Origin of the sequence: Ramlibacter aurantiacus (assembly GCF_016722895.1) — a bacterium.
In the GTDB taxonomy this organism is placed as follows: Bacteria; Pseudomonadota; Gammaproteobacteria; order Burkholderiales; family Burkholderiaceae_C; genus Ramlibacter; species Ramlibacter aurantiacus.
Genome location: NZ_JAEQNA010000001.1, coordinates 910,611 through 926,058 on the forward strand (window position 1 = coordinate 910,611; position 15,448 = coordinate 926,058).

13 protein-coding genes are annotated in these 15,448 nt (G+C 59.6%); 3 read left to right on the plus strand and 10 right to left on the minus strand.

The window, feature by feature from the left end; translation table 11 throughout:
• Positions 1-9: 9 nt before the first annotated feature.
• From JI739_RS04240 to JI739_RS04260, 5 genes are all read right to left on the minus strand, one after another.
• Complete coding sequence (locus JI739_RS04240) at positions 10-1,251, minus strand: glycosyltransferase family 4 protein (protein ID WP_201682572.1); 1,242 nt, start codon at positions 1,249-1,251, stop codon at positions 10-12.
• 103 nt (positions 1,252-1,354) lie between these two features.
• Entirely contained in the window at positions 1,355-2,491 is a 1,137-nt protein-coding gene (locus JI739_RS04245; protein ID WP_255520162.1) for an N-acetyl sugar amidotransferase, read from the minus strand.
• A complete protein-coding gene (locus JI739_RS04250; protein ID WP_201682574.1) occupies positions 2,488-3,246 on the minus strand; it encodes an AglZ/HisF2 family acetamidino modification protein in 759 nt (252 codons plus the stop codon). Before JI739_RS04250 ends, JI739_RS04245 begins: the two co-directional genes overlap by 4 nt.
• The gene (gene hisH / locus JI739_RS04255; protein ID WP_201682575.1) at positions 3,246-3,857 is read right to left on the minus strand and encodes an imidazole glycerol phosphate synthase subunit HisH; all 612 of its coding nucleotides are present in this window, start codon (positions 3,855-3,857) and stop codon (positions 3,246-3,248) included. The genes JI739_RS04250 and hisH overlap by 1 nt, the downstream gene beginning before the upstream one ends.
• Positions 3,854-5,014: a glycosyltransferase gene (locus JI739_RS04260; RefSeq protein WP_201682576.1), complete on the minus strand. Its 1,161-nt coding sequence runs from the start codon at positions 5,012-5,014 to the stop codon at positions 3,854-3,856. The genes hisH and JI739_RS04260 overlap by 4 nt, the downstream gene beginning before the upstream one ends.
• A 223-nt stretch (positions 5,015-5,237) precedes the next feature.
• Between JI739_RS04260 and JI739_RS04265 the strand changes: the two genes are divergently transcribed.
• Complete coding sequence (locus tag JI739_RS04265; protein ID WP_201682577.1) at positions 5,238-6,674, plus strand: hypothetical protein; 1,437 nt, start codon at positions 5,238-5,240, stop codon at positions 6,672-6,674.
• Positions 6,675-6,886: 212 nt separating this feature from the next.
• Positions 6,887-8,476: a hypothetical protein gene (locus tag JI739_RS04270; RefSeq protein ID WP_201682578.1), complete on the plus strand. Its 1,590-nt coding sequence runs from the start codon at positions 6,887-6,889 to the stop codon at positions 8,474-8,476.
• Positions 8,477-8,547: 71 nt separating this feature from the next.
• On the opposite strand, the gene JI739_RS04275 is transcribed toward JI739_RS04270, so the two are convergent.
• The 5 genes from JI739_RS04275 to JI739_RS04295 form a co-directional block, all read right to left on the minus strand.
• A complete protein-coding gene (locus tag JI739_RS04275; RefSeq protein WP_236589055.1) occupies positions 8,548-9,801 on the minus strand; it encodes a right-handed parallel beta-helix repeat-containing protein in 1,254 nt (417 codons plus the stop codon).
• Between the two features lie 585 nt (positions 9,802-10,386).
• A complete protein-coding gene (locus JI739_RS04280) occupies positions 10,387-11,022 on the minus strand; it encodes an acetyltransferase (protein ID WP_201682580.1) in 636 nt (211 codons plus the stop codon).
• 2 nt (positions 11,023-11,024) lie between these two features.
• Entirely contained in the window at positions 11,025-12,320 is a 1,296-nt protein-coding gene (locus JI739_RS04285; protein ID WP_201682581.1) for an ANL family adenylate-forming protein, read from the minus strand.
• On the minus strand, positions 12,320-12,997 hold the full coding sequence (locus JI739_RS04290) for an SDR family NAD(P)-dependent oxidoreductase (RefSeq protein ID WP_201682582.1): 678 nt from the start codon (positions 12,995-12,997) through the stop codon (positions 12,320-12,322). Before JI739_RS04290 ends, JI739_RS04285 begins: the two co-directional genes overlap by 1 nt.
• Entirely contained in the window at positions 12,994-13,281 is a 288-nt protein-coding gene (locus tag JI739_RS04295; protein ID WP_201682583.1) for a hypothetical protein, read from the minus strand. Before JI739_RS04295 ends, JI739_RS04290 begins: the two co-directional genes overlap by 4 nt.
• A gap of 479 nt (positions 13,282-13,760) precedes the next feature.
• On the opposite strand from JI739_RS04295, the gene JI739_RS04300 reads away from it, so the two are divergent.
• Positions 13,761-15,368, plus strand: a complete 1,608-nt coding sequence (locus JI739_RS04300; protein WP_236589056.1) for a galactose oxidase early set domain-containing protein — start codon at positions 13,761-13,763, stop codon at positions 15,366-15,368.
• The last annotated feature ends 80 nt before the right edge of the window (positions 15,369-15,448 follow it).

The following is a 15,448-nucleotide window of genomic DNA, read 5'->3' on the forward strand; positions in this document are numbered from 1 at the left end:
GAGTGAAGTCTAGGAATAACCTTCCACCACGTCGTCGAGAACTGCTGCCAGCCGTCCGGACAAGTGCCGGAAATCATGGTTCTTCTCCGCATATGCGCGACCAGCGCGCCCCATACGTTCACGCTCCTCGTGCGGCAACCGAGCCAGCGACATGATCGCCTCAGCCAGCGCACTCGGCACATCCGGCTCCACTGTCAATCCCGCGCCTGCGTCTGCCACTGGATTGTTACCCGCGTTCGAAGCGATGATGATGGGCCTCTCCGCGGCTAGGTAATCGAATAGTTTGTTCATGCTGATGCCGTAGTGATAGAGCTTCGGCAGGTCCAACACGGTAATGACGAATGCGTCCGCCTCGGCGGCGAGCCGCGGTATCTGACTCTTCGGAACAGCAGGCTCGAAGCTCACGTTCTGCAGCCTCAGCTGTGCGGCTCGGGACACCAATGCTTTTTTCAGCGCCCCGTCTCCGATCATCCGCAAGCGGATTCGCTGGCCTGCGGGGCTGCACGACTGAACCTGCGCCATCGCTTCCAGCACGTTCTGCAGGCCGTTTGCCTGGCCGTGCGCTCCGAAATACATCAGCGTGAACTCCTCGCGGGACCTCGAATCGCCCGGTGACTCAGTCCTGGGAAACAGAGACAGCTTCACTCCGTTCGGAATCCATACGACGCGCTGACCCGGTATCCCAAGAGCTGCGATGTATTCCGATGCTCGCGGAAGCAGCACAATGATGCGTGCCGCGCGTCGGTACAGCCACACCTCGAGCTTCCGCAGCGTCCATGCCATCAACGAACGTTCGCGCAGCCGGCCGATGTCCACAAGCGTCTGAGGCCAGAGGTCACGCACCTCGAAAACAAAGGGCACTTTGAAGCGACGGGCCAGCAGCGCTCCAGCGACTCCTGCGAAAGGGTGGACGCTCGATCCAATGACCACGTCCGGAGGCGGCAAGTCGCGGGTCGTCCGCCTCAACAGCGCCATGACGGTGTACGCCAGCATGTTCAGCATCCGCCCCGCCCCGTTGCCTTCATACGCAGGGGTCCTGACCCACAGGAACCTGACTCCGTCGAACCAATCTATTCGAGCAGATTCGTGCGATGCGAGCCGCTGTCTTCCGCTATTGAGTTCCACGCTGGCGGCAATGATGGTCGCCTTCCAGCCATGGCCCTCCAGATATTCCGCCAAGTGAAAATGGCGGGTACCACCGGCACCACTGGGCTCCAGTGCGTAATGATTGAGGATCCACACATGCCTCATGAGGGAAGGACCCTGCTGGCAAATTCCAGTCGCAGTCCTCCATCGAACAGGCGTGAACTCACCTGTATAGATGAAGCCAGGCGTGATCGGCCCACGAGTACCTTCACTTGGGATACAACCCCTTGCTGCGCAGGATGTTGACCGACCGCCTCAGCAACTGGACAGCCGCGAACGAATTCCTGTAGTCCCGGAAGCTGCGTACCGGCGACTTCATGATGGCATCGAATTCATCGCACGTCAGACCGAGCTTCTTGGTTACGTAGACCAAATCCTGCTGCTGCAAATCTTCCGGATAGGTTGGGCGCATCATCTCGCCCAATGCATGTTCCGTGGTGATTTGTCCCGCGTTGATCAAGTCGGATAGATGCCCGTAGCGCTTATCGACGCCGAACTTCTTCGGCAGCACGTACCCTTGGTAAAAGCGGGTATATACGGACTCGTGGTGCTTTCCGCCGTACGAGGTCCACCCCAGCTCTTCCTGCAATAGCTTCATGGCGCGCGCCCTATCGTACTCGACGTAGTTGAGGATCGATATGACGCGGACTCGACGAATCAAATTGATATAACAAAGATAGGGCAAGCTGAAGTGGGGGTAAGACTGGAGTGACCTCGAACCGAATCGGCGATGCACGTCTTTGATGTATCGCCAGTCCGAATGCCCATAGGCCCAGTCCGGGACGCTGATCGATTCGGTCGCGAAGTTCATCCCAGAAATGATATACCTGATACCGCGCTTGACCGCCTCATTCCAAAGGAGTGCGCTGATTGCATGGTCAGTAGGAATATCGCCGTCGGGGGTGGATGCCTTCAGGAACGAAAGCTGCAAGTCGCGAAACTCACTCCAGTCCACGACATAGGTGAAGAGGTCGATCTTGGCCCTCGTCAACACAAGCTCGATGTTCTTCACCGCCAGCTCGGAATTCCACCCATTGTCGAAGTGGACGGCGAGCGGCCGCAAGCCGAGTTGCTTGACCAGATACGCGACATACGTGCTATCCACCCCCCCGCTAACGCCGACGATGCAGTCGTAATCCCGACCCTTCCCGTGGCGCTTGATCTTTTCGACTTGCCGGCCGAGGGCTTCCTTTGCGGCGTCGCCCCGAGAAATTCGAGCACTCACGAGGCTGTCGTAACGGCTGCAATGACAGCAGAGACCATCACCGTCGAACGTGATGCTCCGATCCGCATCGGTATCCATGATGCAGCGGGTGCACCGCTGATAATCTCTGCGGGCAGTCATGTAAAGCAATTCTGAAGAATTCTGTATTCAGGATAGGTGATCAGAACCGCCCTGTGCTTCCCGTGGAATACAAACATGCTGCCCGCGGCGACAGCGGAAGCGCCAGATCGCACCGCTTCTCTGAAGTCCGACAAATTACCGGCACCACCAGCTGCGACCACCGGAATCGAAACGGCCGCCGAGACCTGCCGAATCAGATTCAGGTCATATCCTGCCATGGTTCCATCATTGTCCATCGAGGTCAGGAACAATTCGCCGGCGCCGAGGCGCTCCATCTCGCGTGCGTAGTCGATTGGACTGCGCTTCAGGTCGCGCCTCCCTGATTCGACAAACACCGAGTATTTGCCCAGCCAATTCTTTCGTACATCGATGGAAACGACAACGCCGGAGCTTCCCGCCATTTCTGCTGCCGCGGTGACCAAGGACGGCTGCGCCGCGGCAGCCGAGTTGATGACGATTTTCTCTACCCCGAGTTTGTATAGCCGTTGCACTTGATCGACCGTGGTGATCCCGCCCCCATAGCTGAACGGAACGAACGCTTCACTGGCGATGTCCGCAAGCAAGTCGAAGTCGGGACCGACCCCGGAGCAAGTGGCGTCGATGTCGAGGAATGCGATCTCGTCCACCTCCTTCTCATTCAGGATCCGCACCGCATTGATCGGGTCGCCCACATAGCGGGGATCCTTGAACTTCAAGGTCTTGACCAATCCGCCCCGGCGCAACAGCAGACAGGCGATAACACGTGGATGTAGCATCACAACTCCGCAAAAGCTCGAAGGAGCGACATTCCAAACCTATGGCTCTTTTCAGGGTGGAACTGGGCGCCGAAGATATTGCCTCGCTGAATCATCGACACGAAATCGTAGCCGTATTCCGTGGTGGCCAGGACGTCTGCGGAATCGTGGCAGACCACGTGATAAGAGTGGACAAAGTAAAAGCGTGACTGATCGTCGACCCCCTTGATCAGTCTGCTTGATTTTGCGGGTTGGATGGTGCCCCACCCCATGTGTGGCACTTTCGATCTGCTACCGGCGTCGAACTTGAATCTGGCAGTGTGGGCGTCGAGGAGTCCCAGGCCGGGAAGGCGCCCCTCCTCACTGCTGTGCCCAAGCATTTGCATGCCGAGGCAGACGCCCAGAACCGGAATCTTCTCTACTTGCGCTTTCCTGATCAAGGGCTGCGCCAGCTGGCGGCGCGTCAATGCAGCCATGCCCTGGTCGAATGCCCCCACGCCGGGGAGCAGGATCTTTTTCGCTCGCGCGATCTCATCTTCAGTGGAGACGATCTGCGCATCGGCGCCGATCTTCTTCAGCATATTGAGCATGGAGCCCAGATTGACCACGCCATAATCCACGACAGAGATCATATGTGCTCACCCGAATAGACCGCGGAAGACGAGTGAAAGATCGAGGAATATATGGCGCACATCTTCTTTTCCTGCTGCTCCCAGCAGTACAAGCGCTGAACCTCACTGATTCCCGATGCATAGCCTCCAGGTGGCTTGTCCAGCAGCCTCCGTGCAGCATCCTGGATGGCTGGCGGCGAGACATCGACCGCGATCTCGCCCACCAGATGCCGCTCGACAAAATCCCTCTGCTCGACGTTTGGAGAAACCAGAACCGGTTTACCAACCATCAGATATTCGAACAATTTATTCGGCATGCAGTACTCGTAGCTCAGCGACGACGGCTCAATCACGGATAGTCCGAAGTCCGCCGCGCACGTGTAGCTCAACAAGCGATCGGGAGGAACAGCCTCGTGAAAACGTATGTTCCCATGCAGCTTTGCTTGTTCTGCCACCCAACCTGCGAGTGGTCCATAGCCCATGATGACGAGCGCCGCGCGATCGGCAAGGCCCGAGAACGCCCTAACCAGAGATTTGATCCCCCGCCCATCCGCGATGACCCCCTGATAAAGGAAGATGCGCTGATGATGCGGCAGCTTGAAATGGACCCGGAAATAGTCACTGTTCAGCGCAGTGACACGCGCGGGGCAGTTGTACACCACAGTGGAACGTTCAATTCCGTACTCTCTGACATACCACTGCTCGATAGCGCGCCCGACGAAGACACACTGATCGGCCTGGTGGATGAGAAGTCTTTCGATGCGTTTCGCAAACCACTTTCTCAGTCCGCCCAGACCTTGCGCCTCCGTTTCCAATTCATGCGGGTCGTACACCAGCTTCGCGCCCGTGGCGTATTTCAGTGCGACGCTCAAAGGCAGTACCGAGACACTGTGGCAATTCACACATCGGACGTCCTCCCCTCGGTATCTGCCATAGACACGCAGGCTCCAGCCGAGCGTGCTCAGGACCTTGCGCAGTAAGCTCGAGTTTGGTTTGCGTGCGCCTATGCGAACGATGCTGATTTCTCGCTGTATCTCTTCGTTTTCATGCAATCCCGCCTGGCCCACCCCAACCAAGACGACGCGGTCAAACAGACCCATATCCGCGAGCGCACGAGCTTCGCGAAATATCCGACTTTCGTTCGACATCGGCGATGGATAGAGGTGAACGTTCAACATCACTTTTGCGTTGGGAATGCACGCGAGAATTTCAATTTCGACCGTGCTGACCAGAGCTCATGGCCGTTCGGCCAGACGATAGACAACCGTCAGAAGTTCGCATATGGGAGCAAGCTACTAGTCGCTCTGGGCGTCCCGTTTGGATTCCGTCCTACGAGCGAGAACTCACCTTGACGCCGGCTACAAAGAGATGGGAAGGTCCTCCGGTCCAAGGAGTTGTCACATGGATGTTCCGCATACACGGCAGTTTGTGTTCGGGCCCGCGCCCTACGCCGCGCGGAGCGACTGGGTCACGGTCCGGGTGGGGCAGCTCTGGCTCTCCCACTGTCCATCCCTGTGCGTGCACCGGTCAGTGAATGTGAACGGCGAGGACGTGATGCTCCTCGGCGTGCCGATCCAGTGCGCGGATGGGGCGACGCCGGAGCAGGAACTGGCGCGGATGAGTGTGGACACCATGAAGCGCCTGACAGACACCTGGTCGAACCGATGGGCGGTCATCAGCGGGTCGCGGATCGCCACGGACGCCGGCGCGTTGCTCGCCGTGTTCTATCCGAGTGACACCCACGAGCACTTCTACGCCTCGTCGAGCCAACGCTTGCTGGGTCAGCTGTTTCCCGGCTGCGACGAGAATGTTCGGGGGTCAGCCTTCGCACCCGCTACGCCGCAACGCGGCGTCTTCGCTCTCCTTCCGGGGCAATGGCTCGATGTCGCCACCGGCACCGTGGAGGAGATCCGCGAGCCGCTGTTCGATCAAGTTCCCGGCAGCATCGAGGACTTGCGAGAAGAATACGCAGCGCTCTTGCGCAACTGCTTCAAGCGCATCCACCAGCGCGAACAAAAGACCCTCTTTATTTCGCTGAGCGGCGGTGCAGACAGCCGCAGGAACGTTGCCGCGGCATCCTCTGCCGGCGTGCCGTTCGAGGCGTTCACCTTCAGGAAGCGTTACTGGGATGCTTCAGACGCAGACCTTCAGCTCCCAACCAGGATCGGACGACTGCTGGGCTTTCCGGTGCACACGGTCGATGCACGCGTTGACCCCCCCTCGTCCGTTGAACGACGCGACATTTACATGCAGCACACGGCCTTTCGAGCACTGGACATACCGGGGGAGCTCTACTACTACTACATCCGTGACATGTGGAAGGGATACAACTCCGCTCAAATCGATGGGCAGGCCTACGAGATGACATCGCACTATTACCACAAGAAGGTCGAGCCCTTCGCGGGAGCGGATGCCATGCTCGCCTGGTGCTTCAGCAGCACCGCATTGTCGCGAGCGGCTTCCAAACGGTACTTGAGCGCTGCAGCCGGCGGGTCCATGGTGGACCTTCGGGACTTCGTGTGCCTCTTGGCAAACAACGCGGTTTGCGCACAGATGAACCAGGCGATGGACATGTGGGCCGTCTTGTATACCCCAGCCAACTGCCGCCGCATGTACTCCCTGTCGCAGTCCGCTCCGGTCGAACAAAGGACGGATAAGAGGTTCCTCATCAGCGTCACCGAGCTATTGCAGCCGAGCTTGGCGAGCCTGCCCACGAATCCCCCAGACGCTCTGCCAAAGCGGATGATCCAGAATGCCAGGAAACTGATCCAGGTCGCCCGCAAGGGTGGGATTGCAGGCCTGAGGACCGTTGCCCGCAGGAAACTGCTGACGAAGTAGACATGTTGTTCGCTCGCCATCACACAGCGCCCCGCGTGTACGGGTCCAGGCCTCATGAGATCGATCAGGCTACCGTCGTGCCCCATGCGCATTGATGGCGGCGCCACTCTGGACCGGTTGGCGTGCATTCACCTCGTCTTCCCGGGACACGCAACTCCTGGTAAAGGCGCACGCCGTGATGAACTAGCGAGACAGATACCGATCCAGACTCTATGAATGAACGCGCCCATCTGCGACAGTTCCTCATCGGACCCGATCCTTACCGCGTCTACAGTGATTGGATTACCGTGCGACTGCAGGGGGGGCTATGGCTGTCGCACTGTCCATCGCTGGACGTTCACCACGACATCAATCGCAAGGGCGAGAAGGTCGTGCTGCTAGGTGCTCCGATACAGTGCCGAGGGGGTCGCCCGAGCCAAGCCCTCGGCGAGATCACCCGCGAGAGCCTGCGCAGGGTCACCGACACATGGGCCAATCGCTGGTGCGTGATCATCGGCGACTCCATCTGCACCGACAGCGGGGGCCTGCTGGCGCTGTTCTACTGCCCTTTTGCAGGCGCGAAGGTCTTCTCCTCCAGCGTCAAGCTCCTGGCCAGGCACTATCCAGGATGTGACGAGCGCGTGCGTGGCGTATCGTTCGGCCCCGCCACTCCGCACCAGGGCGCCTGGCAGCTCCTGCCGGGGCAGTGGCTCAACCTTGTGTCGGGAGAGATCAGTCAACCTTCAGCGCCGCTGTTCGACCGCGTTTCCGGTTCAGTCGACGAACTGCGCGCCGAGTACGCTGACCTGCTGAGGAGCGGCATCAAAGCGATCGCAGAGCGCGAGAAGCGCCCGCTGGCCGTGTCCTTGTCCGGTGGTGCCGACAGTCGCCGAAACATGGCCGCGGCTCAGGCTGCGGGCGTGGAATATCGAGCGTTCACCTTTCGCAAGCCCTACTGGATCACCTCGGACGCAGACCTCAACCTGCCGCGAAAGCTCGGGCAGGCCGTCGGTCACGATGTGCAGGTCATCGACACGCGGGCCATGAAGACCCATCCAGAGGCGGCCAAGGCGTACCGGGAGCACACGGCTTTCAGGGACTGGGACATTCCGGGCGAACTGTTCTATTACAAGATTCGAGATGCGTGGTCCACCGTTTCACCCGCCCAAATCGACGGTCAAGCCTATGAGCTGGTGACGAGCGACTGCTACAAGGAAACGCCCCCGTTCTCCTCGATCGACGAGATGCTTGCGTGGCAGTACGAGAGCACCCCGCAGTCGCGTGCGGCATCCAAGGCTTACCTCGAAAAGGCAGTCGGCGGCTCAATGACCGATTTGAGGGACTTCGTATTCCTGTTGACTGAAATGCTGGACTACGGGCAGATGTACCAGGCCATGGACCAGTGGTCCGCCGTCTACTGCCCTGCGAACTGCAGGCGGATGTACTCGCTGGCCCAGTCCGTTCCGACCGCGTTCAGGCAGGACAAAGGGTTCTTGATGTCCGTCACGACCACGCTGGAGCCGAGGTTCGCCGACATTCCCACCAATCCCCCTGATTCGCTGCTCAAGACCCTGGTCCACATGGTGAGGATGCAGGGCCCGATGGGGCTGACGAAGATTGCCCTGCGCAAGGCCGGGCAAGCCTTCTCGAAACAGCGAACCTACCAGCGCGATGAAGCCTACTTGGCGCCTCCCGGGCCGTTCGATCGCTTGCTGGCAGGCGGTACGGATCGTCTCCCGGGTAGCGCCGAGACGCCTGCGCTCCCACGATCGGACGGTCATGAGCGACTGAAGCGATCTCCCGGCAACTACAAGGCTCGATGACTGCCTGCCCTCGTCGCCTCGCAGTTCAATGAACTGCGAGCCGGTCATCGGCAATCCGCCCCCGACTCACCTTACGGTGTCGCCACTGGCAGCGGAGCCGACGAATTGTTGTAATTGCCGTTGACATACAAGTTGATGGCGGTGGCATCGGGAAGTCCGCTGGAGGTCGTCAGCAACTCCCTTCCCGACGGGTACCCGATGATGTTGTTGTTGGTAACGCTACCATTCGTGGAGAAGACGTAGGTGATCCCATGTCCGTCGCTGGCCTCAACCGGCGCTTCGATTCGATTGCCCTGCGTCACGACATCAAAGCTGCGCTGCCCAGCACTGTTGCCTGTAATGAACATGCCGCGCCGAGCCTTTCGGACGATGTTGTTTGTGAACTGGATGCGAATTCCTGCATGGGTATCCAGCCCGTGCCAAGTGGGCACATCCTCCACCACGTTGCCATCAACGACGACATCAGCGGACTGCGGATTGACCGAAGGGCTGCTGGAAGAAACCGTGATGCCGTAAGCGTTGTTGCTGTTGACTGCCGCTCCATAGACACCGATTCGACGAACGGTGTTGCGCTGGACCAGCCCACCTTGAGCGGAGAGCAGGATGATCCCGGAGTACACGACGTCCTCTACACGGTTCCTCAGAATCTGGGCGTCGTGCACAAAATTGGTCGTGACCCCGCTGTTGCCGTAGCGGGTGATGACCGAGTCCACGAGCTTGAAGCGCCGGACAGGCATCGAAGAAGAGCCATAGGCGTAGACGCCGACGGCACCCCCGTCGTAGGACAGGAATTGCGGGCCTTGCAGCGTCACGCCATCGAGCGTCACATCGCTGGCGGTGACTGTGATTGCGGCGCGGCCTGCCGGGGAGTAGACCGTCAGCCCCTTGAGGGTCAGCGGCTTATTGATCGACACGGTGCCCGAGTGGGAGCAGCCGCTCATGTCCAGGGTCGAGCCTGGAGCCGCCGCGTTGATCTGGTCTTGGGGGGCGCCACAGGTCACCGGTGCCGGTGCCGGTGCCGGTGCCGGTGCCGGTGCCGGTGCCGGTGCCGGTGCCGGTGCCGGTGCCGGTGCCGGTGCGGGTGCGGGTGCGGGTGCGGGTGCGGGTGCGGGTGCGGGTGCCGGCTCGGGTGCGGGTGCGGTGCCATGACGGGACACCCAGCCTCGGGCAGTCTCGCGCGCTTTTTCGTCCATTGTGGCGACAGCAGCACTGTCCACCGAAGCGACGTCCACATTAGCGTCCATGTCACCCCCACCACCGCAGGCGGAGATGGTAGCGATGAGTGATCCGAGTGAGGCTAACTTGATGAGGTTGCTTTGTTTCATGATTCCGAGTTGTCGGGCCCAGGCGGATGCGAGCCGGTGGAAGATGAACTGAGCAGCCAAACTCGGGGAGATAGAAAAACGGCACTTCAGCGCCCCAAAGTCGGCTAATTGCTCAGCTAGCGAGCCACGACTTTAGTAGGTCAGCACTGACAGGGGGCGGGTGAATGTCCTACAAGAGTAACAATATTTGTTTAGGAGCCCTGGCGCTCCCCACCCGTCGAACCCACCGATATTTCGCGCAGTAGCCCCTCTCATTGCGGTCGTTACGCAACGGCTCGGCAGAATTCGTCACGGTAATCGACTCGATTGGTAGAGTCTCAGTCCGGCAGCTCAGCCGAAATGTCGAACGGCGCTCCCCAGCTCTACTGTGGATTTATCACAGAAGTTACAAAACAGGGGGCCAGCGGCGGGGAAGGGGGTACGCGGCCCAGTCGCTGCAGCGCCGGCCTTTGCGTCCCGCGAGGCGACCCAGCTGGCGTCGGGCTCAACCCCGGGGGGTCCGGGCGGCCAAGCTCATGAAGCACCTTGTGAGCCAGATCGCACTGTCCTGTCAGGCGAAACGTCCGTCGGACAGAAGGCAGGGATCTACTCTTCCAAGGCTCGCATGCGCTTGGCGGGGTTGCCCATCATCGTTGCTTTTTCTGCCACATGCGTGAAGACCACCGAGCCCGATGCAATCGTGGAACCTGCCCCCACCCTCACGCCTTGCAAAATGGTTGAACCAGATCCGATCAAGCAACCATCGCCTATCGTTGCTCGGCCACCCAATTGAGAGCCAGGGTTGATCTGCACGAACTTTCCGATCACCGCGTCGTGGCCGATGCCACAAGAGAAGTTGATGTACGAGAATTCCCCAACCTCGACCTGCGGCGAAATCACGCAGCGAGGAGCGATCACGACGCCGGCACCGACGTTGGCCTTCGTGGAAACCAAGCTTGACGAATGAATCATCGGCGGAAAAACGAAACCCGATGCCCTCAACATCTCCGACAACCGCAATTTCACCAAGGGACTCCCGATCGCGATAACTGCCTCGTTGGTGCCGACAACCTGGGGCGAAACGTCTCCCGCATAGAGCATGCCTGGCAACCCGAATGTTCCATGTTCATCACAGCTGGAACTGGAAAAGCCGACGATCTCGACTGGATCCGCATCCTCCGAGAACTGAGACGCGAACTCCCTTGCCAGCCCCCCCGTGCCAACCACGAGCACCTTCCTCATCGCTAGGTCCTCTTGAATCTATGTCCGATGGCGATGTTCTCGACGCGAATCCGCTTAGGCATCATGTGCGGCTGCAACCGGCCTTTCAGAAACGCGAGCAGTCGCTCCGAGTCAACAGGAGATCCAGGGGCAGGCTGGACCAGCAGTTCAACGTGTTGTCCGGTGATCGGGTTCTGTTTTGCGATGGCCTTCACAAGAGTCAGGTCGGGATAGCCGAGGGCGACCCTCTCCACCTCGGACGCCATGAACTTCAGCCCCGCAACGTTGATGACATCGCTGGTTCGACCGACGACCCTGAAGTAGCTGCCCTTGGACTCGACGACATCGTGGGTGTTGTACCATCCTGCCGCATCGAACGGCGACGGCGCATTCAGATATCCAAGCATCCGCGACTCGGAGCGGATCTGAAGGACATTATCGACAATCCGGGTCTCGACGCCCTCCCCCCCGATCCTCATGAACAAGCTGTTCCGCGCCTCTGATTTCACGCGGACAATCCCCAACTCCGACATACCGAATGTCTGGCGGAAATCCACGCTGGGCAACAACTCGCAAAGCGCATCCAGCGTAGGTTGATCCATGCGCTCGGTTCCGTAGGTGATGACTTTGAGGCAGTCAGGGACGCGCCGCGGCACGGCTCCGCTCATCAACATCAACCGCAGGAATGTAGGGGTGGTTGGAAGCACTTCGATTTCGTACTTGCGACAGGTATCGAGCACGGAGTCGACGGTACGGACTTCCGGAGCCACGACGACACCTCGATTGAACAAGGTGTGAAGCAATGTATTGATGCCACCGATGTGGTCGAAGAGCAGGAAGTTGAGCGTCCTTAGCGCGGGCCGCGGCGTTTCGAAGCGTCGGAGGAAGAGCGTCAAATCATGGAGGATCGCCTTGGGACGTCCTGTAGTCCCTGTCGAAAACAAAACCAATCCTGCATGCTCGCGTTGCCGCAGAGAGTCGACCAGCTCATGTCGCGCGCCGGACTCCCGTCGAACGACCTTGTTTCGGTGAATCACCGCATCGACTAGAGCGGTCTGGAAGAAATACTCGTGTTCATGGGCAGTTTCGACTGAAAGAGGAACGACGATAACACCCAGATCGATCAGACGCAGAAGAGTCAGAATCGATGCCGGATCAAAGTCCCCAATCAAGGCGACCACATCGCCCGCGGAAATCGACGACAGGTCCACTGGCTGCTGCTCTGCGATCTCCGAGAACTTCAGCTCAGTTCCGCAATGAATCAAAAATGGGCTGTCCGTGTCCGCCCAGGTCTTGGTCAAGCGATCCAATAGCTTCATCAAACGCCTCCGACGTGCAGCACCTGCCCGGACAGGGAATTGCCACGCTCATCGAGCAGCAGTTCCACCAGATCGGCGACAGCGTCAGGTGTGAATTGGGTCGGCAGTATCTGCCGCGACACGATGTCCCGTATCTGGGCCGCGGTGACTCCGCTCAACAGGCTGGTGGCAATGGGTCCAGGGGCGATACAGTTCACCTTGACATTGAAATCAGCCATCTCCCTCGCGAAAGAGCGAGTAAACCCCTCCACACCAGCCTTTGACGCAGCGTATATGGACTCCCCCTTGAGGCCGAGGGACACAGCGATGGTGGAGAAGTTGATGATCGAGCCACTCCTTTGCCTCAGCATCAGGGGCGCGAAAACCTGGCAGCAGTAAATGGTGCCAAGCAAGTTCGTCTGGATGATCTTCGCAGCGACCTGCGCAGGAGTGGTGACCGCCAAGTTCATGGAAGCTATCCCCGCGGCATTGATCAGCGCGGTCACAGTCACCCGATCCGCCTTCAGCTTCCTGCCAATCCGCCTGACCTCTTCGTGAGAGGACACGTCACACGCCATCGAGGGAAAAGGCAAGGATTCGGCATTCCTGGCCAATCCGAGAACCGGGAACCCTTGCGCAAGCAGCCGTTCGCACACCGCGCGACCCAGACCTCTACTGGCCCCCGTGACGACGATCATCTGCTCTCATCCATCTGTTTACGAAATTCCTCGGTCAGGGCGCCCGCAGTCCGGAACATGCTGCGTGACCTCGACATCGCCGCGTCCGAAGTCCAGTCGAACTCGAAGCCCATTTCCGCCGCTTTGTCTTCCAAGGAAAGGCAAAGCTCGACCAGTTGCATGGAGTTCAATAGACCATCACCCCCGATCAAAGGCATGTCCTCAGTGATCTTGATCGTCTTATCCTTGATCAAGTCAGCTATTGCCGCGAACACGACAGAATCTGCATTGTTGTGTGATGACATTTGAATTAGCCCAAAGAAGGCAGAGAAATACGATGGCGGCCCCCCCTCTGCCTCAGGTACAGCCTACGCCCGATTGTTTCCGGCCGCAAGCACCGAAGCACCGATTCAGGAACGAGATGTCGAACGAAAAAGGACCCGACAAAGCGACACCCATGCGCTTGTGGCGTTGAACTAGGAGGCGGCTAGGAACGAGCTACTAGCCAAATTAGGACAAGCGTCACTGTCTGCTCGTTCCCGATAGGGACAACCTTCAGCGGTACGGACATTTCGACTGCTCGAAGGGGTCTCTCGTGAGGTCATCTCGTTTCCTGCCCGCAGCAGCGTGCCTTCTGGCTCTGCCATCTTCACTGTGGGCCCAATCGGCCACCGCAAGTTCACATGCCGCGGCCACTGCCTGCCTCGATGCGACCGCCGAACAGGCCGTACTCAGGCGGGAGACGGCCACCCTGGGTCCCAAGCATGCGAAAGATCACGCGACCATGCGAGCGCAGCAGTGCGAAGCGCAGCGTGGCTTGCGGGCCATACCTGCACGTGGAGCGGCCAAATCCGGCCCGGCGACCTTGCGTCAGGATGAGATGGTCATCCAGGCAGCGGACGAGTTGGCCTCGCCATCCAGGGGCGCAAAAAGCACCGCGGCGGCTCGCGGCGCTGCGACCAAGGGGGCGGGGGAAGGCCGCTGGAGCGATCCGTTCACCGTACCGGTGTTCGGCATCACGGCGGTGCTGCTACACACCGGGAAGGTCCTGTTCTGGTCATACGACCCGCGCAGCTTCTGGGACCCGGCGGGGGCGACGGACGGCGTCGCGTACATCTGGAATCCAACCACGCGCACCGGATACCACATTCCGGCACCCGAGAACATCTGGTGCGCTGGCCAGACCGTGCTGGCAGATGGGCGCGTCTATCTCGCAGGTGGCAATCTGAAATACCCGGAACCGGGCGTCAGTTACTACGCCGGGACGCTGACGAACTACACGTTCAATCCGTACACCGAGGGATGGACGAAGCAGCCTGACATGTTGAGCGGACGCTGGTACCCAACGACCACCAAGATGGCGGACAACCGGGTGCTGATTACCAGCGGCCTGGACGAAACCGGAAGCGGCGCGATCAATTCCATCGTCGAGATCTTCCAGCCTGGCGCGGGAATGGACAGCGTCGGAACTGTCACGCAGGTCGGCTCGCATATGACCACTGGACTGTATCCACACCAATTCCTTCTCTCGGGCGGAAGTGTGCTGGAAGCAGGTCCGGATTCGACCAGCAGCTATCTGTTCAACCCTGGCGACAACCAGTGGAGCCGAGTCCCCAGTTTGCTGAACGATCACCACATCTATCCGAATGCCATCATCCATACCGACGCCACCACGTCACCCATCAAGCAGGTGGTCATGATTGCGGGCGGTCACTCACAGACGGTGCCGCAAACTGACAACGAATGGCTCGATGGCACGGCTCCCGAGACCGGATGGAAGCCTTTCCCTCGCTGGAACGAAGGGCGCATCAACGCAAACACCGTCGTGCTTGCGGACGGCAGCCTCCTGACCGTGGGCGGTAACCGGACCGGGTCGTACGATGGCCCGCTATTCCACACGGAGATGTACTCGGCGCGGGCCACCGTCACCACGGGCACGTGGCAAGTCATGGCACCGCACACCATTCAAGCGGCCTACCATTCGACCGCGATCCTGCTTCCAGACGCCACTGTGCTGCTGTCGCAGGACGACCTGGGGAGTTCGACAGTCGAGGCAGCCCAGCACAAGATGCAGATCTACTCGCCCCCATATCTTTTCAAGGGCAAGAGACCGGCCATCAAGAAAGCCCCCGCCACGGCCACGTTGGGACAGACTTTCGACGTCGCCACGGACCGGAAAGTCACGGACGCCGTCCTCATTGCGCCTGGTGCCACGACGCATGGCAACGACATGCATCAGCGCGCGATTCACCTCCCCGTCCAGCCACGAACCGGTGGTCTCGCGGTCACGCTTCCAGACTCAGCCGCGCTCGTGCCGCGCGGCTATTACATGCTGTTCGTGCTTGACTCGAGCGGCATTCCGTCGGTCGCACGATTCATACGCGTATCGTGATACTCCACGTTTGAAGTGTTGCAACTCACCGAGGATTGCAACTCTATCGAGTACCGGACTAGAGGTGAGGCGAATGCAAG